We start from the raw sequence: 20617 nt of genomic DNA on the forward strand, positions 1-20617 counted from the left end.
AACACAAATTTGTTATGAAGAAACTGATAAGAATAATAGCACTTGGAGGATTTTTATGCTTGGGTACTTTAAGGTTAAGCGCACAGATCGATCCTCACTTCTCTCAATACTATGCCCACCCGCTTTGGTTAAACCCAGCGTTAACCGGCGTTATTGATGGAGAATACCGGTTATCCTTAAATGCGAAGCAACAATGGGGCGCCGTTTCTAACTCTTTTCTAACCGGGGGCGCTTCGTTTGATATGGCCCCCGTTAAAAACCTGGCTTTCGGTGCTATGGTTCTAAACCAAAACTCCGGAGATATCAGCTATAACCATCTGAGTGCGCTGGTATCCGGAGCATACCGGATCCATTTTGGTAAAGCAGGATTGAACATGGTAAACTTTGGTTTGCAGGCAGGGGTTCTGAACAAGAGCTTTGACCCGTCAAAGATTACGCTTGGAAGTCAGTATAACCCGGTTACCGGTTATGATGCTGGATTTGGGATCAATGATGCCTTCTCCTCGTCCAATACCCTGGTTCCCGATGTGAATGCAGGGATCATGTACTTTGATGGAAATCCAGGTCAGCTGATCAATGTATTTGGGGGGGCAATGGCTGGTCACTTAACCAGGCCGGTAGATAAATTCTTAGGCAGTACCATCCGGATGCCAATTCGCTACCTGGCACATGGCGGGGCCAGGATCCGCGTGGCCGAAGCCATAGACATTACGCCGAATGCATTGTATATGAAACAGGGGAATGCCCGGGAGATTGCCGTTGGTGCCTACGCGCAGCTGATGATCAATCAGGAAGCAGATCTCCTTTTTGGCAGCAATTATAGAATTGATGATTCTGCAATCGCTTTCTTCGGTTTGCACTTGAAAAATATGGTTTTCGGCCTGAGCTATGATTTAAATACTTCCAGTTTGAACAGGGCAACCCGCAGTCAGGGTGGATTGGAACTGTCTGTTTCATTTACCGGCAGAAAAGGAATAGTAGGACCGAACTTCTTCTGTCCAAGATTATAATAACGCTAAACACAAAACTTTAAAGATGAGACGGCTTAAATTAGTATTGATCCTTTGCTTGTTCAGCGCTGCAGCCAATGCGCAGTTTATAAGCAACAACAAAAAAGTAGCTGATGTATACTTTCAGAACAATGAATATTATGCAGCAGCAGAGTATTATAAGAGAGCTTTACAAATATCACCGGATAGTGCGGGGTTTGTATTGCCCTACGGATTTGAAAATAAGATTAAGGAGGAAGGCCCCAATCAGGATGATCAGGAATATGCTACATTTCAGCTGGCAGAATCCTTAAGACTGTATAAAAATTATACCGATGCAGAGCAATGGTATAACCTGGCTAAGGATTTTAAAAATCCGAAGTATATTTTAGCTTCATTCTGGTATGCCGAAACGCTGCGTGCAAATCAGCGTTTTCCGGAGGCGATTGCTGCATTTAATGATTTTCTGAATAAGTACAGGGTAAATGACAGCTACGCGGCCAATGCAAAGATCGAGATTGCTTCGTGCCAGTTTGCGCTGTATGAATTTCGATATCCGAGATTGTTTAAGATGAGCAGGCTGCAGAATAACATCAACAATAAGGGATCTAACTATACCCCAACGCTAAATGGTGATGACTTTTACTTTACTTCATCGAGACCGGTTAGCTCTTTAGGCAGAAAGGAAGTGCTTTCTGACCGCGACAAAACCACAAAAGTGACCAAGAAAGAAAGTCCTTACTTAAACGCCGTATATGAAGTGTCTGGAAGCCCGCTAACAGAAAGTATCTCTGTTAAAAGGATCGGTACCGGGGGTAAGGGCAAAGAATCTGCTGCACCTGCTTTCCACCCAAATGGCCAGGTGATGTACATCACCAGCTGGACCGCAAATGGCGATAAAAAGATCTATCGGCTCAATGCTGTTGATGGGGGTAAAAGCTGGTCTGAGCCGGCAGAATTAGGTGCCCAGGTTAATGTTAAAGGATTTAACGCCATACAGCCTTTTGTGAGTAAAGACGGGAAGTACCTGATCTTCTCCTCAAACAGACCTGGCGGTATCGGTAAGTATGATCTGTGGTATTGTCCGCTAAGAACCGATGGGTCTGTAGGGCAAGCCATAAATATGGGTAAAAGCATCAATACCGATGAAGACGATCAGGCTCCGTACTATAATCCTAAAACAGAAAAATTGCTGTACAGCAGTAATGGTAAAGTAGGTATGGGCGGGTTTGATTTTTATGAGGTCAAGGGAGATTTTACAACCTGGACAGAACCCAGAAACCTGGGTTATCCGTTTAACTCTTCAAAAGATGATATCTATTTTAGTTCCGTTGATGACCTGGACACGGAAGGTTACATCAGTTCTGACCGCGAATCGTTGTGTTGTCTGGAGGTGTTCCATGTAAAGCGTGAGTACCTGTCTGTAAGGGGTGTCGTGTTTGATTGCAATACAATGAAACCCTTAACCAATGCAACCATTCTGCTGGTAGATTCATTGGAACAGTTTAGTATCACCACAGATCAGTCTGGTGCTTACCATTTCAAAGTAAGCTCAAACCGAAAAATAACCATCACCGCCGAAAAGGATAAATATTTAAGTAAAGTGATCAGTTTTAATTACGATGACCTGGCTAAAAAAGATACGTTGTTTAGCCCCGATATTTGCCTGATTCCTTATGAGATCGATAAGCCAATTGTGCTCAAAGATATCCTTTACGAGTTTAACAGTGCAGAACTAACGCCTGATTCTGAACTGCAGCTTGATCATCTATATACGATCATGATCGATAATCCGAATATCGAGATCCAGCTGAATGCCCATACCGATAGTAAAGGAGTGGATATCTATAACCTTGATCTTTCTAACCGAAGGGCAAAATCATGTGTCGATTACCTGGTATCAAAAGGGATTCCTGAAGAAAGGATGACCAGTATGGGTTATGGAGAAGGTGTACCGATTGCCCCTAATGAGATTAAAGGAAAAGATAATCCTGAAGGCCGGGCACTTAACAGAAGAACCGAATTCAAAGTGACAAAAAAATAAAGGTTGGATTAAATTTAGTACTCTTTGATATAAGCCTTCAGGATTAAATTCCTGGAGGCTTATTCAATTAAATGGTTTTAGTAATTAAAATAAGAATAAAATTCACACTTTGAGAAAACTTTGCCCCTCGTTGCCCAATAAGCTGATTTTATCTAATTGTCTAGCAATCAAAATCTTACAACTGTGTGGAATGTTGGGTAGATCCAGCTTGAAGGGAACTGCTGTTTTGTATCTTTTTTGTAGTTCTTAATGTTTTAACAACCCTTTTGGGAATATCGCAAACAAATGCAGAAATGGGGTATGAATATTGTCTCCATCATAATATATTATTTGATTATCAGAACATTCTATTCTGAAATTAAGGGAGTAGTATAGTAACATTAAACTAAGTTTTATGATTGGAATGGATATGATCCCTCTCAATGAGGAGGAGCGCGTGGAGAATTTAAAGAAATATAAAATATTATATACTAAGCCAGAACCTGCTTTTGACCAGATTGCAGCTATTGCGGCAACGATGTTAAATGCACCGGTTGCGATGATCAATTTTGTTGACAGGTATACGGTTTGGACTAAAGCAAATCAAAACGGTGAATCCGGTTTTGAACAGGACCGTGACATTTGCCTGTGCTCTTTGGCTATTTTAAAAGATAAGGTAACCGTTTATGAAGACCTTAGCAAAGAAATGCACCTGATCTCAAACCCGCTAATTGCCGGAGAACGCGGATTTAAATTCTATGCTGCGGCACCCATTACCACCAATGAAGGGTTTAATGTAGGTGTGGTTTGTGTAGTGGATAAAACCTCAAGAACATTTACTGAAGAAGAGCAGAAAAAACTGGAATGGGTTGCTTCACTGATCAGAACAGAAATGAACAAGAGAATAGGTTTAACAAAAAAAAACATGGCGCATAGTTTGGTTGATCTGGAAGATAATATATAAGTTTCCAAAACTTATATCATGAATGCAGAGAAACATTGTTTAAATTGTAGAGATATCATTAAAGGGCGGGCAGATAAGAAGTTCTGTGACGATAGCTGCAGAAGTAATTACAATTATTTCCGTAACGGGGCTGAAGAGATCACGCTGGTACGTTATATCAATAGTGCCTTAAAAAAGAACAGGGGTATTTTAAAATCTTTTGATATTGAAGCCGATACTAAGGTGGAAAAAGGATCATTGCTTGCAAAGGGATTTGATTTTGGCTATTTCACCAGTATCTTCGAAAATGAGAAACTCAACAGGTGCTATTTCTGTTATGAAATGGGTTACCTGGTTATTAATGAGTACGAGATCCTGTTGATAAAGAATTAGCTCATTCTTTTATCATTTTAAAACTTTTAAAGGTCTTGGGGGTCTTGCTGTTAAATATCCTGATCAGGTAGAGCCCCTTTTCCAATTCATGCCCATTTATTTCTACTTTACTTATTTCCGGAGATAGGGATTGTTGTATACGCATTCTTCCGTTGAGGTCGTAGATTGCAAGTATGGTGTTGCCAGTTGCGCTCCAAGTTTTCAAGGTACGCTCCAGGTATAATTTATCTTTAAATGGATTTGGGTAGAGTAAAACGGAACTCATTTCAGGCTTAATTTCTTCTGTTTTTACCGGTTCAAAAAGTATAGAGAAACGGCTGATTCCCTGACTTTCAATACGATTTGTATCTATCTTAAACGTATAGCTGTCTGCAGAAGCTTGTATTCTTTTCCTGATCTTAAGATAATGATCAATCAATTGAACGGTAGCCCAGGGGTTAAAGTTTTCAAATCCGTTCAGCTCAAGCGTATAGGTTCCGGTTTCCCATCCTTTAATTTCAAATATGACCTCTTTTTTTTCGGTTAGCATAGCGCGCTCGTCTACCGCCAATTTTTTAGTATTGTGCAGGCCTGATATACTGACATAACCTTCACCTATCTTTAATGCATCCTGATCGGTTATTTCATCTGATCCCCCTTGCTTAAAAAAGATCTTATATTCCTGACTAACATTCTTCCTGCTTAAGATTAATTTAAACCAGGCTTCTCTTACCGGGTACTGGTCTAATTGGTACGGGATATTTGAGGATGCAGATTTTGAAGGGATCGAGAGTAGCTGATTAATAGCCGTGTTGACTGATGTGTACTTGGATTGCTCCGTAAACGTAAGTGTGCCTTTGGCATTACCGCCTGTTACTTTAACAAAAAAAGCGGATCCTGAAGGAATAAGTACTTCGGTGCCTTCACTTACACGGTAGGCCTTATTTAAAGGGTCATACTGCCATATAAAAGGACTTATATTTACTTTGTCCAGTTTGCCCCACTCCAGGGCGCAGGGATATGGATTGCCCAGCAAATTAAACCCATCTCCATCAGCCGCTGTATTTCGGTTACTTAATTCAACGGTTAGGTTACCGGTGTAAACCCTGCCTGAATGTGTGATGGTATAACCTTGCGGATTTAGGGACGACGGAGATTCTATCTGGTTTAAATAGGCATTGTCTTCGTATCGGCTGCCTCTTGAAAATACGTAGATCCCTTTTCCAAGGGGTATGCTGGAATGGATAGTGGCAATTGGAATATATTTACCGGACAAGGTACCTGGTAATGACTGATCGTGGGTATAGATTGTTGCTCCATTTTTAGGAGAGCGATCAAAGCCGTTGACCAAACCAGACAATCCTGTAATGAACATACTGTTTTTTAATGAAAGGATGTTATAGCTGTACTCATTTCCGCCAGACGTATGGTATACCGGAGATGCCATCAGTCGCCAGCCCCTGGACTGAGCCGGATTGCCGTAATTTCCGGATACGTAAGTTTGTACGTTAATATTGCTGGTTATATGCACTTCAGACAAATGCTCAATGGGCAGTAGTGCAGCTGAAGTTGTCGCTGTAGCCAATAAAGTTAAATGATTGTTCGTAACTAAGCTTCCTTTGATCAGCTGAAGAAAGCCGGTTATCTCAAGTGTGGAATTAAGAATAAGTTCATGATCCGGTGCGGATTGAATAAGCTCAACACGGTGTACTTTTACCTTACCCGTTCCGGATAGATGCTGTGTTATATTATTTCCGGAGAAAATGATGGTTCCGGTGGTTTGATTTAAGGATAATGATCCATTATTGAGTACATCGGAATGAAATTTGATTTGTATGGCATTATCCAGTTTTAACGATGCATTTTCTCCAATTTCTGTCGTATTGGTTACTTCCAGGTTGTTTTTTAAAATTAAATGAGCACCAGGTTCCAGTATTAACCGGTTAAGTATAAGACTGCTTCCCGTATAGTTTACTGTTTTGCCCGATGAGATAATTACACTTGAACCCGATACAGGCAGTTTATCACCTTTCCAATTATATTTCAGATCCCAGTTGCTGGTTAACCCGGTAAATATGGAAAATTCCTGTGCATTGTACTCTTCCAAACCAGAACTGAAAGTCTCAGCAGGAAGGTTTTGATTTACATATTCCGTTTTAATCCATTCAGTGCCCCTGGCTATGTTCTGGACTCTCACTTCATCTATAATTCCTTTAAAATAGCTGGTATTTTGTTTTCCGCAGCCAATGCGGATAGATCCTCCCGGGCCAGGCTGGTAATTTATGTTATTACGACCTGCTTCAATTTCTCCATTGATGAAGATGGAGAGGCCTGTGCCCATTAAAGTCATGGCAGCCAAATACCAGGTACCTGCAGATAATGATGAGGTGCTGCTGATCGAATGGATTGAACCAGATCCCACATTGCTGATTTGCAGGGCTAGCTTGCCGTCTTTCATTATTTTTAACTGGTACCCGCCGTTTAGTGCACTATCATTACAGATGATGATTTGTTCCATACCGATGGAGTCTGGTTTTATCCAGGCAGAGATGGTGAAGTCATTACTGGCTGGTGCATGTGCATATAAGAATTCAGATTGGCCATTCAGGTGTATTCCAGCCCCCAGTTTAGCTGCTGCATAATTCTGTTCATTCATACCTGTGTTCCCCATTGCATTTTGTTCCTGTAGATTGCTGCGCACATTTTTACTCATTAAAGGCCCGGTATTCCTGTTCAAGTGCCAGATTGCGGAGTAACCTGCATTCCATGTATTTAAAGCGGAAGGGTCATCAGGATCATGAAGGATTAAAGAGCCATAATATAAAAATAAGGATGTAGGGGCAGCCGGCGTCCCATCGGCAGAAAGAGATTTAATCTTTATCCAGCAGATCAGTATACCTTTTGCAGGATCATAATGCTCAAGCTGAAAATTAACTGGAACCTTAGCTGCGGTAGTCAGGGCGAAGGAAACGTCCAGGCCCTGTGGGTTGGTTATTTTGTTGCTGAATGATCCGGGTATATGAATCAGATTGACATCTTCAATCTGAATCCGTATTGGAAAGTCTTCCAGATCTGAAGGACCTGACTGTAATTCATGTGGCGTGATCTTACTTTTATTGATCGTTATCTTTTTCCGGAAACTATAGCCAGTCATCCAATCCTGGGCATTGCTTTCCTGTGGCTGGTAAAAGAAAATTAAGAGTGTAAATAGAAGGCTGGATGTAGGATTTTTCATGGTTTAAAGATCAGTGCGTACAATAATCTTTTATAAATCGCTCAATAGCCAAAGATTAACCGGATATATCCGGTTAATGGCGTGTTTATCACGTCTTTAATGCTTAGTATTAAAGAAATCTTGGATTATGAAAGAATTTATACTGATCCCCGCAGGTATTTTTGACTGCATTTTTTTGCTTAAACCAGTTGATGATCCCGGATTTCCCGGTCTTGATCCGGATGTGCCCATCGATGGAGGCCTGGGCTTGCTGGTACTGGCAGGGGCGATCTATGGAGTGAAAAAGATCAGGGAAATTAAGCCATGAGGCCTTCTTTTTTAAGGATGTAGGTATAGATGCCTTCAATTGGTTTTTGATAGATCTTACCAACGCGGACCTCGTTTTTTAAGCAGGTCCTCCTGAGGATCTCCTGGTAATAAAAGGCTATTGAACCTACAAAGTGACAATCCAGATCTTTATAGTTTTTATAATCCTTAATGTTTGTATCTATAAATTCCTGGAAGCCCTCTTCCAGTAAATTGATAATAAAAGGGTGTTCCAGGTGTTTCAGCATAAACCGGCTAAATGAAGCCAGGTATATGTTTGCACCTGGTTTCTGATACAGATTGGTAATTACGGTTTCTTTGTCAGTTTGATACGTAGCCTCAAAATCAGCACTTAACGCTGCTGGCATTTGATGGTATAGATAGCTGGTAATCAGCTTTCGTCCAAAATAGGTACCCGATCCTTCATCTCCCAATATATAACCCAGGCCATGTATACCGGCACTTACTTCCTTGCCGTCATAATACGATATGTTAGAGCCTGTACCCAGTATGCAGGTCAGTCCTTCCTGATCACCGCATGTAGCATAAGCAGATCCAATGAGATCATGTTCTACAGAAACATAGGCATTGGTGAAAAATGATGAGATTCCATTGGAGATCACTTCTACCTTATCCGGCGATGAACATCCGGCACCAAAGAAGTAAATTTCTTTTACCTGGTCTGCAAATACAGACAGTTCTTTCTTCTTTGAAAAGATCTTAAAAATATCCTGTGCATTTAAGAAATAAGGATTTATGCCTTGTGTACTGAAATTAATGGTTTCAGTGGGGCTATATCCCATCCAATCTGTTTTAGAAGAACCGCTGTCTGCTACTAGAATCATTTGATAAAAATAATGATCTTATTGAACATTCAAAGTACCGCTGATCTCTTTTAGAATAATTTCTGTAAGTTTTGCCTGATATTGGGCTTCAAGAAACCTGGCCACTGCATCTATTGAATTTCTTTGTGCCTCTCTCAGCTCCAGTGGAGCGATACTTCCAAGGCGATATTTTTCAAGTGTAATGTCTAAGCTTTGCTTTGCAACATCCACATTGTTATTCTCGATCTTTAACAGGTCCAGGTTGGTGGTATAATTCTTATAGGCAGAGATCAGTTGCGCCTGCAGATCCTGGCGGGTTTTTTCCAGTGTCAGCTCAGAGGAGTTGATCATTACCTTTGCATTGCGTTCATTTTGACGCTGTAAAAAACCATTGAAGAGGTTCAGGCTGGCTGTTAAACCATATGTTAAGCCATTGGCCTTTTGCCGGGTGTTAAAGCCTGTCGGACTTGCGCTTCTTTGATATTCATAACCACCGTTTACCGCAACTACCGGGTAACGTTGTCCCTTAACCGACTTTAATTCTAATTCTGCTATCTTTTTACTGATAAACGCATTTTGCAGATCTGGATTTAACTGCTCCATTTGTCCGGCCAGTGTGGCATAGTTTAGCTGTGTATCAATATCAATTTTTTCTTCTACTGTAAATTCAAGATTTAAGTCCCGCGCCATGACCTGGTTTAGAGAAACCATCGAATTTTTCAGCAGGTTTTTCTCCTGCAGGTAAGCCGTAGTGTCTGTATTGTAATCAACGGTAGCTGTAAGTACATCCAGCTTAGATCCGCGGCCAATAGCTAATTTATTGTTGGCAATCCGTAAGCGCAGCTGCGAAACATCAAGAGCGCTATCTCTTGCAATTACGAGTTCCTGTTGTTTAAGTACCGTATAATAGGCATTTACTACATTGCTGATGGTAGTTAGGATGGTTGCTTTAGACGTTACTTCTCCTAATTTCTGCAGTTCTTTTAACCGCTCGTAATTTGTAAACATCTGCAGGCCATCAAAGATGGTCCAGTCCAGTGCTACACCATAGCTCATGTTTGTATTGCGTACCCCATTTATGGTTTGCTCGGCTCCGGTACTTTGCGTTCTTGTTGTATTCTGACGGCTGCCTCCTTCTGTAAAGGTACCATCAAGGCTTGGTAAAAAGCCGGCATTACCGGGGTTTGCATTATTTTTGGCAATCTGAAGATCGTTATTGACCAGTTTGATATCAAAGTTATTTTGTAATGCTGCTGCAATAGCTTCCTGCAGGGTTAATTTTCCCTGCGCTATGGACTCCTGAGCGAGGAAGATCAACATTAATAACAATGAAAATAATATCTTTTTAAATTTCATGTGCTGCTTATTTTGCGTTTTCATTAGATTCATGCTCAAGAGCAGTCTTTAACGATTCATTCAGATCTTCATTTACTTTATGTTCTTTAGACCAGTAGGAATAGATCGCCGGAATTACAAACAGGGTAAGTATAAGTGAAAATGTTGTTCCGCCTACAATCACAATACCCATTCCCATTCTGCTTTTTGCTGCTGCACCCAAAGCCATGGCAATTGGAAGCGCACCGATGGCAATGGCCAGACTGGTCATTAAAATTGGTCTTAGGCGGGATACGGAAGCTTCGCGGATTGCATCGTGGATGTTTGCTCCCTTTTCCTTAAGCTGGTTCGCAAACTCAACAATTAAAATCCCGTTCTTGGTTACCAGTCCGATCAGCATGATCGTACCGATCTGGCTAAATATATTCCAGCTTTGTCCAAATAACCATAGCGAAAGGAATGCACCCGCAACGGCCATTGGTACCGTGATAATAATGATGATCGGATCAATGAAACTTTCAAATTGTGCAGAAAGGATTAAATAAACCAGCAATAAAGCCAATCCAAAGGCAAAGAGTGTATTCGATGAACTTTCTTTAAAGTCCCTGGATTCACCGCCAAGATCTGTTGAGAAGGTTTCATCCAATACTTTGGCCGAAATCCTGTCCATAGCATCAATACCTTCTCCAATACTTTTTCCAGGTGCGAGGCCTGCAGAAACAGTTGCTGCGGTAAAGCGGTTGTTCCTGTACAATTGAGGCGGACTGCTTTGTTCTTTTGCCGTTACCAGATTATCCAGCTGGATCAGTTCGTTCTTATCATTTCTAACATACACGGAACTTAAATCTAACGGGTCTTTACGGTCGGCCACTTCAAATTGTCCAATTACCTGGTATTGTTTTCCATTCATAAAGAAATAAGAAAAGCGCTGTCCGCTTAATCCGAGCTGCAGGGCAGAGCCAATATCTGCTGCAGAAACGCCCAGGTTTTTAGCTTTGTCGCGGTCTATCGTCAGGTTGATCTCGGGCTTGTTAAATTTTAAGTTCACGTCAGACACGGTGAACGTAGGATCTTTCGCAACTTCATCCATAAACAAAGGAACTTTCTCCCTTAGCTTATCGAAATTTTGAGCCTGTATAATATAATTTACCGGTAATCCACCCCTTCGGCCTACAGATATAGTAGGTTGCTGGGTAACGGTTACTTTTCCTTCTGAAAATTTCCGGGTTAAATTGGTAAGCTTAGCTGCTACATCTGCTTGTGGGGTTTCTCGGTCACCCGGATCGGTTAGTCCCATTCTAACAAAGCCGCTGTTCGTTGAGCCCGCGCCTCCAAAACCTGGTGAGGTAATGGTAATGCTCACCTTCTTTTCAGGTATAGAATCTGTAATGAGGTTTTGGATCTTTAAAATGAAGCGGTCGGTATACGCAAATGAAGAACCTTCTGGTGTACTTACGTTCATATTGATCGCACTGCGATCGTCATATGGTGCCGTTTCTTTCGGGATGATGGTCCAGAAAAATGCGATGATGCCAATACAGATCACAATAATGGGAAAAGCGAGCCATTTTCTGGTCAAAAACTTATTGAGGCTTTCGGAATAGCTGTCATTCAGTTTAACAAAATAAGGTTCTGTCATCTCGTAGAACTTTGATTTCTTGTGCCCTGTTTTCTTCATCAGATAGGCATTCAGCATCGGTGTTAACGTAAGTGATACAAATGCCGAAATCAATACAGCTGCACCAATTACAATTCCAAACTCCCTAAAGAGCCGCCCAACAAATCCCTGGAGAAAGATTACCGGTAAAAACACGGCTGCCAGTGTGATGGAAATGGATATAACTGCAAAAAAGATCTCATTAGAACCTTTAATGGCGGCTTCAAAGGGAGAATAACCTTCTTCTACTTTTTTAAAGATATTCTCTGTGACTACAATCCCATCATCTACCACTAAACCAGTGGCCAAAACAATCGCTAAAAGCGACAGTACATTAATGGAAAACCCAAAAATATACATGATAAAGAAGGTAAAGATCAGCGATACCGGAATATCAATTAATGGCCGTATGGCAATTGCCCAATCTCTAAAGAACAGGTAAATGATCAAAATAACCAGAATCAGCGATAAGATGATAGTTTCTGCAACTTCTGTTACTGATGATTTGATGAACTTAGTGGTGTCAAGGGATATGTTTAATTTTATATCCTTCGGAATATCTTTTTGCAGCTGCTCAAACCTCGCATCAAACTCTTTGGAGATATCCAGGTAATTTGCACCGGGTTGTGGAATTAACCCTACAGCGACCATGGGTTTTCCGGACTCTCTTAAAACGGTTTCTTCATTTTCCGAACCGAGTTCTGCAAAGCCAACATCGCGCAGCCTAACCAAATTGTTAGAGTCTGTTTTAAGGATCAGGTTGTTAAATTGGGTGGCATCGGTTAGCTTTCCCAGTGTTTTAACAATAAGTTCTGTATTGGCACCGGTAATTTTACCTGAAGGAAGCTCCACATTTTCCCGGTCAAGGGCGGTTACAATATCCTGGGACGTTAAACCATATGCGGCCATCTTGTTCGGGTCTATCCGGATGCGCATTGCATATTTACGCTGTCCCTGGATCTGGATGCTGCTCACTCCTGAAATTGTTTGAAGGCGTTCTGCAATTACATTTTCCGCATAATCACTCAGCTCCATTACATTGCGTTTATCGCTTTGTATGGTCATTGTAATTACCGCATCAGAATTGGCATCGGCTTTACTCACAACCGGATTCCCGTCAATGTCTTTCGGTAAACTCCTTGCTGCCTGCGATACTTTATCGCGCACATCATTTGCCGCATCGTCAATGTTCTTATCCAGGTTAAACTCAATGGTAATGTTACTTGTACCCTGATTGCTGGAAGAAGATATGTTTCTGATCCCGTCTATTCCATTGATTGATTTTTCAAGAGGCTCGGTAATCTGGGATTCTATGATGTCCGAGTTTGCACCCGGATAAGAAGTCCGGACCGATACTACTGTCGGGTCAATGTTCGGAAACTCCCTTACGCCCAGAAAGTTGTATCCGATAACCCCAAACAACAGGATCATCAGGTTCATAACTATGGCCAGAACAGGGCGTTTTATACTGGTGGTTGAAATACTCATAATGCTGTTTAGTTTTTAACCACAGTTACTTTTACGGCTGCATCTTTTTTTAATGACATGGCTCCTGTTGTTAATACGGTATCACCTGCTTTCAGACCGGAGATGATTACAATGTTTGCATCTGTACGTGTGCCTGCTTCAACGGGGACTTGCTGTGCTTTTCCATTTTTACTAATGAATACCGTTTTTCCTTCCAAAACAGGAATGATGGCTTCATTAGGGATCAATATCGCATCCTTCATCGTGGTTAGAGAGAGTTTTATATTGGCAAAAGAGCCCGGAAGTAATTCACTATTGGGGTTAGGTACCAGTGCTTTGATCTGCAGGGTGCGGGTCTGGGTATTGATACCCGGTTCAAGGGCAAAGACTTTTCCGCTGTATGTTTTAGGAGAACCATCTGTAGTAAAGGTAATATCAGAACCCATTTTTATCTGGCCTATATATCTTTCAGGAACGGAGAAACTGAGCTTCAGCGGATTGATACTGGATAAATTGGCAATCATTGTTGCCGGTGTTAAATATTCGCCAACGGAGATTGAACGAAGACCAATTTTTCCGCTAAATGGTGCATAGATAGAGGTTCTGGCCAGCTGTGCGCGAATCAGCTGTGACTGTGCTTTTAGAGATTGGAAGGATGCCAGGGAAGTATCGTATTCTTCCTGGCTTATTGCACCTTTCGCTAGCAGCTGCCTGGAACGGTTTTCATTCGTCTCAGATAAACGCTGCTGGGTTAATGCATCCTGCAGCTGTGCCTGTATATCGCGGTCGTTGATCTTTACCAGTAAGCTTCCTTTGGTAACATTGGAACCCTCCTTAAAATTAATGCTGGTTACCAGGCCGGAAACTTCAGAACGCAATGAAACAGATTCATTGGCTTCAATGGTTCCGGTTACTTCAAGTCCGTTCGTAAAATCAGCGGCTTTAATTACAATCCCGTCAACCTGAAGCCCTCCTTTGGCTCCGCCAGCAGCACCTTTCGGGGCACCGCCGCCAGCATTTTCCAATTTTTTATTGGCAGATATTCGATAATAAATTAAATAGGCAATCCCTAGAATGATGAGGATATAGATGATATATTTCAGTTTCATACAGTTGTGTTATGAGTGTTAACGTGCAAAAATATTCAATTATGATGCCCAAGCGTAGTTGTATTAAGTATGTTACAGCTCATTCTGCTTTAGCCAGTTAAAAGTACATACGGTATTTCTGTGTAAAAACTTTTTTATCTAAGTTTACCGCGGTTAAAATAGAAGGAGAATGAAAAGGATATCAGCAGGATTATTAATACTATTTATGAGTATATCAGCCAAATCACAGGTTAAAGTAGGGTTTGAAGTGAGTTTCACAGAGCCGCAGGCACATTATGCAGAGATGGAAATGAACATCTCCGGGCTGGTGAAGGATTATATAGATGTAAAGATGCCGGTATGGGCACCGGGTTCGTATCTTGTTCGTGAATTTGCTAAAAGTGTTGAAGGGTTTTCGGCTGCTGCCGGAGGCAAAACAGTACCTGTTGAAAAGATCAGAAAAAATACCTGGCGGGTTTATTCTGCCAAAGCAAAAAGTATTAAGATCAGGTACCGTGTGTATGCTTTTGAAGTATCTGTACGTACGCCATTTATCGATGAGTCTCATGCATTTTTATCAAGTACCGGTATTTTTATGTATCCGGATGGTCTGCTAAATTTGCCAAGCACGGTCAAAGTAAATCCATTTAAAGGATGGGGAAAGGTTTCAACTGGCTTAGAGCCGGTAGCGGGAGAGAAATTCACCTATACGGCATCAAACTTTGACATCTTGTTTGACAGCCCAATTGAAGTGGGCAACCAGGACGTTTTTGAATTTATGGCATCGGGAGTAAAGCATGAAGTGGCCATGTATGGCGGCGGCAACTACGATAAAGAAAGATTAAAAGTTGATATGGCTAAGGTAGTTGAACAAGCTACAGCCATCTACGGTGAAAATCCAAATAAACACTACACCTTTATTGTACATAACTTTAATACTGGCGGCGGTGGTTTAGAACACCTGAATTCTACAGTGCTTGGTGCATCCCGCAGAGGCTATACCAATGAGAAAACCTATAAAGGCTTTTTAGAGCTGGTCGCACACGAGTATCATCACCTTTGGAATGTAAAGCGGTTACGTCCCATTGCTTTAGGTCCGTTTGATTATGACAATGAAAATTATACCACCAATTTATGGGTGGCAGAAGGATTTACTTCCTATTTCGAGAATAAACTGATGTTCCGTGCCGGCTTTAATACGATGGCACAAACGATCCAGTCTATGGCTACCGCAGTTGCAGGCGTAGTAAATACCCCGGGTGCTAAGATACAGACAGTAGCAGAAGCCAGTTACGATGCCTGGATTAAAAGCTACAGGCCTAACGAGAATTCAAGCAATACCACCATTTCTTATTACAGTAAAGGAGAGATTGTTGGCATGCTCATGGACCTGGAAATTATTCAGGCAACCAAAGGGGCAAAGAACCTGGATGATGTGATGAAAACGATGTATGCTGAATATTATAAGAAACTAGGCAGAGGCTATACAGATGCAGAATTTAAAACCATGGTTGAAAAGATCAGCGGGATCAGCTTTACTGAGTTTTGGAAAGTGTATGTAAATGGAACAGACCCGATCGACTATACCAAATATTTCGGCTATGCCGGGGTAACGGTTAAGAATGAAAACGAAGGCAAGAGTGTTCCTTATCTGGGTGTTGCGTCTAAAATTACAGAAGGAAAAGTAATGATTTCTTCCGTTTCCAGAAATTCTGCGGCATGGGATGGCGGATTAAATGTGAACGACCGGGTATTGAGTGTTGATGAAATTTATATTGATTCTGCATTAGAACGTAACCCAGCTGTAACGGGTAAAAAAGTTGGAGAATCTGTAGTTGTGCGTGTTTTGAGAGATGGGATCGTGAAAGACTTTAAAATTGCATTAAAGGCGAATCCAAATATTAAATTATTGGCTACGCTAAAAGAGGATGCTACAGAGGCGGAGTTAAAAGTCCGCAATAAATGGCTAAAATAGCCGACACCTTATCGTGTAAACTTACATAAAAGCAATTCTTTATGATAAAAACAGGGCATCAGGTTTAAACCTGATGCCCTGTTTTTATTGCTGCTGTTGTCAGTATAGACCACAGACTTGTATGCTGTTTAATTAAAATGCATAACGTATAGAGATCCCAAAACGGCCGGCAGTAACATCTGAACCATGGTTAAGTGAGATCATCGGACGCCAGTCAAAAGCAAAGTCGATAGGTGCATTTGGTACCTTCAGGTCTAAACCAACAACGGGTCTAAGCTGAACTTGTGTAAAGTGTTCATGGAATAAGAAATTTGGGCCTACACCTAAATACCAGTCTAAACCACTAACACCTTGAACCGGGGCATTGTACTGATATTCTGCACCTAATCCAACTACATCTCCATCAAAAAAGATTAAGTTACCATCTATCGCATTATTCCGGGTAAAGAAATGTTTTACGTTAAATCCAACACCTGTTGAGCCATCTCCGGCATCGATCCGTACACCCAATGCGGTCTTATAGTTTTGAGCCTGGGCAGTGCTGATTGAGCCTGTTAATAATGCCGCACATCCGATTAAAGTAAATAGTAGTTTTTTCATAATGTTTATTGTTTTTAATGGGTAAAAAAAGCCAAATGGCTTACAAAATGCTTACAAACAACTATTGTGCCATTGGTCTGGTATAGAATTGTAAGGCTTTTCACACATTTAATTTTAGGACATATCGTGTAATTGCATATCATCACAATTTTATTTAAGTTTGAGAAACGGGCAGCTAAAGCTTTAATTAAAGTAATTGCCTGTTTAACCAAATCTTAAATATAAGCTTCACAGTATGGCTGTTACGATAACAAGAGTATTTGATTTACTTCAATACAATTTAGAGAACTTTCCAAAAGAAGAATTTATAAGCGGTAAAATTGAAGGGGTATGGAAAAAATACAGTACCCAAAAGATTTGCGATACGGCTGATGCGCTAAGCCGTGGATTGGTTACCATTGGTGTAGGTAAAGGATCAAGAGTTGCGGTAATGTCTCACAACAGGCCGGAATGGAACATTTCAGATTTTGCAATCATGCAGCTGGGTGCTTACCAGGTGCCTTTATACCCAACACTTGCTGAACATGATATTCAGTTTATCCTGGAGAATGCGGAGATCACTGTAGTCTTTGCCGCAGATGAAGCGATCTATAAGAAATTGAAAGCTGTTTGTGATGAACACCGTCCGGGTGTGAAGATCTATACTTTTAATGAAGTGGCTGGTGCTGATCACTGGGAAACACTTGTTCAGGCCGGAGCTGCACAGCCGGAGATTAACCTGAATGAATATCGGGAAAAAGTAAGTAAAGAAGATATTTTAACACTAATCTATACTTCAGGTACTACAGGTACACCTAAAGGAGTCATGTTAACGCACGATAACCTGGTCAAGAATTTTGAGAACTCAGCGGTGCTGCTGCCGGAAGGGATCAGTAAAGGACTGAGCTTTTTACCGTTGTCACATATTTTTGAGCGGATGGTGGTTTACTTATATATGTATTGTAATACCGGGGTATACTATGCGGAGAGCCTTGATACCATCGTTGCCGATATTCAGTTTGTGAAACCCAATGCTTTCTCAACCGTTCCAAGGTTACTGGAAAAGGTATATGAGAAAATCATGGAAAAAGGCAAAGCCCTTACCGGAATAAAAAGAGGCATCTTTTTCTGGTCGGTAGCACTTGCCGAAAAGTTTGAAATTGAAAGCGGATGGTTCTATAAGTTTAAACTGGGGGTTGCGAGGAAACTGGTATTCAAAAAATGGGAAGAGGCATTGGGTGGAAATATTGTAGTGATCATCTCTGGTGGTGCTGCACTCAACCCGAGACTGGCCAGAATATTCTGGGCTTCAGGAATGCCTGTTTTTGAAGGTTATGGCCTTACAGAAACCTCGCCGGTAATTACGGTCAACCATTTTGGAAATACCATGTTTGGGACCGTAGGTACAGCTATTGAAGGGGTAGAGATTAAGATTGCGGAAGACGGAGAGGTACTGGCACGCGGACATGCGATCATGAAGGGATATTATCTGCGTGATGACCTGACTGCTGAAACCATTGATCAGGATGGTTGGTTCCATACCGGTGATATTGGTGAAATTTTACAAGGAAAATTCTTGAAGATTACCGACCGTAAGAAAGAGATCTTTAAAACCGCTGGGGGTAAATACGTAGCTCCTCAGATTTTAGAAAATAAATTCAAAGAAACCACTTTGGTTGAACAAGTGATGGTTCTTGGTGAAAACAGGAAATTCCCTGCTGCGCTGATTGTTCCGAACTTTGTTGCCCTTAAAGCCTGGGCACATAAAAAAGGGATTGGTTATTCAACGGATGATCAGATGATCAGTGATCCACAGGTATTGGAAAAATTCGATCAGATCGTTCAATATACATGCAAGGATTTTGGTAAATGGGAGCAGGTAAAGCGCTTTGCTTTATTGCCTAAACAATGGAGCATTGATGGTGGAGAGCTTACTCCAAAACTAAGTTTGAAACGTAAGGTGATCCTCGAAAAGAATGCGGCAGTTATTGAAAAAATCTATTCAGATGCCGAAAGCTATAAAGGATAACTGGTCAGCTTTAGCGTTATTCGTATGCATGATTGGCTGTTCCATGCTAGCCGGTTGTGCTGGCGGGCAGCTTGGTAAAAATAACAGCAATGAATTTCGTCAGGGAATGGTCGTTACGGCAAGCCCAATTGCATCTAAAGTAGGTCTTGAGATCCTAAAAAAGGGAGGTAATGCAGTTGATGCAGCTGTTGCTGTTCAATTTGCACTGGCGGTAGTTTACCCCAACGCCGGTAATATTGGTGGGGGTGGTTTTATGGTTTATCGATCTGCCACTGGCGAGGTCAATACCTTAGATTTTAGAGAAAAGGCACCATCCCTGGCAAGCCGTGATATGTACCTGGATTCTATAGGAAACCCTATAACCGATAAAAGTTTATATGGCCGTTTGGCTTCCGGTATTCCAGGCTCTGTTGCCGGGATGGCTGAAGCGCACCAAAAATATGGACACTTAAAGTGGGCGGATTTGTTAAAGCCTGCAATTGATTTGGCGACTAACGGTTTTAAAATTACCGCCAGGCAGGCTGATGAGCTTAACCAATTTAAAACGCTCTTTAATGCACAAAACCCTGAGGGTACTGCTTTATTGAGAATGGAGACCTGGGCAGCAGGAGATTTATTGGTACAGAACGAACTCGCTAAAACTTTAGAAGCAATTAAAGAAAACGGCCGCTCAGGTTTTTATGAAGGCTGGGTGGCAGAGCGTATCGTTGCAGAAATGGCACACCATAAAGGGATTGTCAGTAAAGAAGATCTAAAGGATTATCAGGCCATTTGGCGTAAACCGGTTACCGGCTATTATAAAGGATACCATATTATTACGATGCCGCCACCCTCCGGCGGAGGCATTGCGCTGCTGCAGCTGTTAAAATCTGTAGCCGATTTTCCGTTAAAAAGGTGGGGCTTTAATTCCGACTCTACCATCCAGGTAATTGTAGAGGCTGAACGGAGGGTTTATGCGGACCGGGCAGCTTATCTTGGTGATCCGGATTTTTATAATGTTCCGGTTACTAAGCTAACGAACGACCAATATGTAAAAGGTAGAATGAGCAGCTTTAGCTGGGCGTCAGCTACGCCAAGTGCCCGGATTAAGGAGGGAGTGCTACAACCTGAGCATGAAGAAACCACTCATTTTTCTATTGTTGACCGCGCAGGCAACGCCGTTTCATTAACCACAACGCTCAACGGCTCTTATGGGTCTGGTGTAGTGGTAAAGGGTGCAGGGTTTCTGCTGAATAACGAAATGGACGATTTCTCCGTTAAACCGGGATCACCGAATATGTATGGCCTGTTGGGTGGTGAAGCGAATGCCATCGTGCCTGGTAAAAGAATGCTGAGTTCCATGACGCCAACAATTGTAGAAAAGGAGGGTAAGCTATTTATGGTTGTGGGCACACCTGGAGGATCAACCATCATCACCTCTGTTTTTCAAACCCTGTTAAATGTCATTGAATTTGATAAGAGTATGCAGGCTGCGGTAACCGCTAAGAAATTTCATCACCAATGGCTGCCCGATGTGGTGTTTGCAGAAGATGGGGCAATAGATAGTCTGACGGTATTGAAATTAAGATCTAAAGGTTATCCTGTTGAATTTCGCGGGTCCATTGGACGTGTAGATGCGATCTTAAAAACCAGGTGGGGATATTATCAGGCCGGTGCCGATCCGCGCGGCGATGATCAGGCTTTAGGTTGGTAACTATTTAAAACAAAATTAACCGTTTACGGTTATTATTGATGAAGGGTAAATACTGTAATTTGGCCTCAACTCTCGAAAACGCAATTAGAATATTCTATTTTA

The 20617-nt window shown here is 41.6% G+C and carries 14 protein-coding genes; 8 read left to right on the forward strand and 6 right to left on the reverse strand.

What is annotated here, in order from left to right; genetic code table 11:
* Positions 1-14 precede the first annotated feature (14 nt).
* The 4 genes from ATK78_RS11255 to ATK78_RS11270 all read left to right on the forward strand — a co-directional run bounded on the left by ATK78_RS11255 (position 15) and on the right by ATK78_RS11270 (position 4348).
* On the forward strand, positions 15-1010 hold the full coding sequence (locus ATK78_RS11255) for a PorP/SprF family type IX secretion system membrane protein (RefSeq protein WP_133576176.1): 996 nt from the start codon (positions 15-17) through the stop codon (positions 1008-1010).
* A 25-nt stretch (positions 1011-1035) separates the two neighbouring features.
* Positions 1036-3033, forward strand: a complete 1998-nt coding sequence (locus ATK78_RS11260) for an OmpA family protein (RefSeq protein WP_133576177.1) — start codon at positions 1036-1038, stop codon at positions 3031-3033.
* A gap of 394 nt (positions 3034-3427) precedes the next feature.
* Entirely contained in the window at positions 3428-3976 is a 549-nt protein-coding gene (locus tag ATK78_RS11265) for a GAF domain-containing protein (protein ID WP_133576178.1), read from the forward strand.
* Positions 3977-3994: 18 nt separating this feature from the next.
* The gene (locus tag ATK78_RS11270; protein ID WP_133576179.1) at positions 3995-4348 is read left to right on the forward strand and encodes a hypothetical protein; all 354 of its coding nucleotides are present in this window, start codon (positions 3995-3997) and stop codon (positions 4346-4348) included.
* A gap of 1 nt (position 4349) precedes the next feature.
* On the opposite strand, the gene ATK78_RS11275 is transcribed toward ATK78_RS11270, so the two are convergent.
* Positions 4350-7562, reverse strand: coding sequence for a LamG-like jellyroll fold domain-containing protein (locus ATK78_RS11275; RefSeq protein WP_133576180.1), 3213 nt, complete (start codon positions 7560-7562; stop codon positions 4350-4352).
* A 127-nt stretch (positions 7563-7689) separates the two neighbouring features.
* Here ATK78_RS11275 and ATK78_RS11280 point away from each other — a divergent pair, with 127 nt between their 5' ends.
* The gene (locus ATK78_RS11280; protein ID WP_133576181.1) at positions 7690-7869 is read left to right on the forward strand and encodes a PID-CTERM protein-sorting domain-containing protein; all 180 of its coding nucleotides are present in this window, start codon (positions 7690-7692) and stop codon (positions 7867-7869) included.
* Here the strand turns inward: ATK78_RS11280 and ATK78_RS11285 are convergent.
* The 4 genes from ATK78_RS11285 to ATK78_RS11300 are packed head-to-tail and all read right to left on the reverse strand — an operon-like array spanning position 7859 to position 14260.
* Positions 7859-8713 (reverse strand): N-acetylglucosamine kinase, encoded by an 855-nt coding sequence (locus tag ATK78_RS11285; RefSeq protein WP_166664861.1) that lies wholly within the window; start codon positions 8711-8713, stop codon positions 7859-7861. The genes ATK78_RS11280 and ATK78_RS11285 overlap by 11 nt on opposite strands.
* 18 nt (positions 8714-8731) lie before the next feature.
* Complete coding sequence (locus tag ATK78_RS11290; protein ID WP_133576182.1) at positions 8732-10048, reverse strand: TolC family protein; 1317 nt, start codon at positions 10046-10048, stop codon at positions 8732-8734.
* 7 nt (positions 10049-10055) lie between these two features.
* Positions 10056-13172: an efflux RND transporter permease subunit gene (locus ATK78_RS11295; RefSeq protein ID WP_133576183.1), complete on the reverse strand. Its 3117-nt coding sequence runs from the start codon at positions 13170-13172 to the stop codon at positions 10056-10058.
* A gap of 8 nt (positions 13173-13180) precedes the next feature.
* Positions 13181-14260 carry an efflux RND transporter periplasmic adaptor subunit gene (locus ATK78_RS11300; protein WP_133576184.1) on the reverse strand — a complete coding sequence of 360 codons (1080 nt, stop codon included), beginning with the start codon at positions 14258-14260 and terminating at the stop codon, positions 13181-13183.
* Positions 14261-14429: 169 nt separating this feature from the next.
* Here ATK78_RS11300 and ATK78_RS11305 point away from each other — a divergent pair, with 169 nt between their 5' ends.
* On the forward strand, positions 14430-16214 hold the full coding sequence (locus ATK78_RS11305) for a M61 family metallopeptidase (RefSeq protein WP_243732500.1): 1785 nt from the start codon (positions 14430-14432) through the stop codon (positions 16212-16214).
* Between the two features lie 132 nt (positions 16215-16346).
* On the opposite strand, the gene ATK78_RS11310 is transcribed toward ATK78_RS11305, so the two are convergent.
* A complete protein-coding gene (locus tag ATK78_RS11310) occupies positions 16347-16814 on the reverse strand; it encodes a hypothetical protein (protein ID WP_133576185.1) in 468 nt (155 codons plus the stop codon).
* 235 nt (positions 16815-17049) lie between these two features.
* Between ATK78_RS11310 and ATK78_RS11315 the strand changes: the two genes are divergently transcribed.
* Positions 17050-18822: an AMP-dependent synthetase/ligase gene (locus ATK78_RS11315; protein ID WP_133576186.1), complete on the forward strand. Its 1773-nt coding sequence runs from the start codon at positions 17050-17052 to the stop codon at positions 18820-18822.
* Positions 18800-20515 (forward strand): gamma-glutamyltransferase, encoded by a 1716-nt coding sequence (ggt, locus tag ATK78_RS11320; RefSeq protein ID WP_133576187.1) that lies wholly within the window; start codon positions 18800-18802, stop codon positions 20513-20515. Before ATK78_RS11315 ends, ggt begins: the two co-directional genes overlap by 23 nt.
* Positions 20516-20617: the final 102 nt, after the last annotated feature.

Source organism: Pedobacter metabolipauper (genome assembly GCF_004362715.1).
GTDB classification, from domain to species: domain Bacteria; phylum Bacteroidota; class Bacteroidia; order Sphingobacteriales; family Sphingobacteriaceae; genus Pedobacter; species Pedobacter metabolipauper.

Bases quoted from the DNA above. Each gene is read 5' to 3' on its own strand.
- ATK78_RS11255 (WP_133576176.1), top strand. From the start codon at position 15: ATGAAGAAACTGATAAGAATAATAGCACTTGGAGGATTTTTATGCTTG.
- ATK78_RS11260 (WP_133576177.1), top strand. From the start codon at position 1,036: ATGAGACGGCTTAAATTAGTATTGATCCTTTGCTTGTTCAGCGCTGCA.
- ATK78_RS11265 (WP_133576178.1), top strand. From the start codon at position 3,428: ATGATTGGAATGGATATGATCCCTCTCAATGAGGAGGAGCGCGTGGAG.
- ATK78_RS11270 (WP_133576179.1), top strand. From the start codon at position 3,995: ATGAATGCAGAGAAACATTGTTTAAATTGTAGAGATATCATTAAAGGG.
- ATK78_RS11275 (WP_133576180.1), bottom strand. From the start codon at position 7,562: ATGAAAAATCCTACATCCAGCCTTCTATTTACACTCTTAATTTTCTTT.
- ATK78_RS11280 (WP_133576181.1), top strand. From the start codon at position 7,690: ATGAAAGAATTTATACTGATCCCCGCAGGTATTTTTGACTGCATTTTT.
- ATK78_RS11285 (WP_166664861.1), bottom strand. From the start codon at position 8,713: ATGATTCTAGTAGCAGACAGCGGTTCTTCTAAAACAGATTGGATGGGA.
- ATK78_RS11290 (WP_133576182.1), bottom strand. From the start codon at position 10,048: ATGAAATTTAAAAAGATATTATTTTCATTGTTATTAATGTTGATCTTC.
- ATK78_RS11295 (WP_133576183.1), bottom strand. From the start codon at position 13,172: ATGAGTATTTCAACCACCAGTATAAAACGCCCTGTTCTGGCCATAGTT.
- ATK78_RS11300 (WP_133576184.1), bottom strand. From the start codon at position 14,260: ATGAAACTGAAATATATCATCTATATCCTCATCATTCTAGGGATTGCC.
- ATK78_RS11305 (WP_243732500.1), top strand. From the start codon at position 14,430: ATGAAAAGGATATCAGCAGGATTATTAATACTATTTATGAGTATATCA.
- ATK78_RS11310 (WP_133576185.1), bottom strand. From the start codon at position 16,814: ATGAAAAAACTACTATTTACTTTAATCGGATGTGCGGCATTATTAACA.
- ATK78_RS11315 (WP_133576186.1), top strand. From the start codon at position 17,050: ATGGCTGTTACGATAACAAGAGTATTTGATTTACTTCAATACAATTTA.
- ggt (WP_133576187.1), top strand. From the start codon at position 18,800: ATGCCGAAAGCTATAAAGGATAACTGGTCAGCTTTAGCGTTATTCGTA.